The following is a 1,710-nucleotide window of genomic DNA, read 5'->3' on the forward strand; positions in this document are numbered from 1 at the left end:
CGGCCCGCCCGGCTCGCCCCGGCCCGCCCGGCCCGGGCCGCAGGGCCCGGGCCGCGCGTCGGTCAGAGCGCGAACATGCGGGCGTTGCGCTCCTCGACCTCGGCGTAGGAGGTGCCCGCCGCCGCCAGGGCCGCGTTCACCTGGTCCAGCGAGGCGCGGACCCTCTCCTGGGTGCCCCGCCAGTCCGCCACGACGGCCTGGAACTGGCTGGACGCCTGCCCCTTCCAGCTGCCCTGCAGGTCGAGGAGGGACCGCATCATCCGGTCCACCTCCCCGGCGAGCGCGGCCGACGACGCGCGGACCGCCGCGCTCGCCTGCTGCACCTGGCTGCTGTCGACCTCGAACCTGCTCACGGCGCCTCCTGGGCTCGGGGGACCGGTGCGGTCCCGCTGCGCCGGGACGCTAGGGGCGCCCGTCGGAGGCCCGCAGGCGTCGTCCACAGGCCCGCCGGGCCCGGCGACCGACGCCGAGGACCCCCCGGACGCCGAGGAGCCCCCGGCGGCGTGCACCGGGGGCTCCTCGCGGCCGTGCTGGCCGCGCGGCGACCCGTCGGACCGTCAGTCCTGGCGGGTGCCGAGGGTCGCCTGCACGGAGCTCTGCGCGCCGTCGCGGACGACGGTGAGCGTCACCGTCGTGCCGGGGGCCCGCTCGCGCAGCTGCGCCGTGAGGGACTCGGCGCCCTCGACGGGCTGGCCGTCGACGGCGGTGACGGCGTCGCCCGCCCGCAGGCCGGCGTCCGCCGCGGGCGTCCCCTCGGTGACCGACTGGATGCCGGCGGCGAGGCGGGTGGTGCCGTCGGCGGTCGCCGTCGTGTCCGTGAGGGTCACGCCCAGCCAGGCGTGGTCGGCGGCGCCGTCCTGGATCAGCTCGGTCGCGATGCGCTTCGCCTCGTTCGACGGGATGGCGAAGCCGAGGCCGATCGAGCCGGCCTGCTGGCCCGTGCTGGCGATGGAGGAGTTGATGCCGATGACGTCGCCCGCGGCGTCCACGAGGGCGCCGCCGGAGTTGCCCGGGTTGATCGCCGCGTCGGTCTGGATGGCGTTGGTGACGACCTGCTCCGGCGGGGCCTGCTGCGGCTGCTGGAAGCCGAAGGGCAGCTGCTGCTGCGACTGCTGGTCGGTGCTCTCCTGCGTCGTCGTCACGGGGCGGTCGAGCGCCGAGACGATGCCCGTGGTCACGGTGTCGGACAGGCCCAGCGGGTTGCCGACGGCCATGACGGGCTGCCCGACCTCGACGGCGGAGGAGTCGCCCAGGGTGGCCGGCCGGAGGTCCGAGGGCGGGTTCGCGATCTGGATGACGGCGAGGTCGGTCGCCGCGTCCTGGCCCACCACGGTGACGTCGTCGTACACGCGGCCGTCCGGGAGGACGACGCGCATCTGCGCCCCGCTGCCCGCGCCGTTGACGACGTGGTAGTTCGTGAGGACGTGGCCCTGGTCGTCGAGCACGACCCCGGAGCCCTCGCCCTGGGCGGTCTGGCTCGCCACCTGGATGGCGACGACGCTCGGCGCCACCCGGCTCGACACGGCCTGCCAGTCGACCGCGTCCGTCGTCGCCGGGGCGCTGCTGCTCCCCGAGGAGGACGAGCTCGAGGAGGGCGCGAGGGCGGCCGTCGTGCTCGAGGTGCTCGAGGGGCCCGCGAGGGCGCCGACGCCCACGGCCGCCCCGCCGCCGACGAGCGCGGCCACGACCCCGACCGCCACGAGCGCGCCC

2 protein-coding genes are annotated in these 1,710 nt (G+C 77.0%); both read right to left on the minus strand.

The features are described from left to right. Positions 1–62: 62 nt before the first annotated feature. Positions 63–353, minus strand: a complete 291-nt coding sequence (locus HLB09_RS16560; protein WP_171204398.1) for a WXG100 family type VII secretion target — start codon at positions 351–353, stop codon at positions 63–65. 204 nt (positions 354–557) lie between these two features. Continuing rightward, a partial coding sequence (locus HLB09_RS16565) for a S1C family serine protease (protein WP_212771273.1) occupies positions 558–1,710 on the minus strand: 1,153 nt, incomplete at its 5' end.

It is taken from the genome of Pseudokineococcus marinus (assembly GCF_013004605.1).
Taxonomy (GTDB): domain Bacteria; phylum Actinomycetota; class Actinomycetes; order Actinomycetales; family Quadrisphaeraceae; genus Pseudokineococcus; species Pseudokineococcus marinus.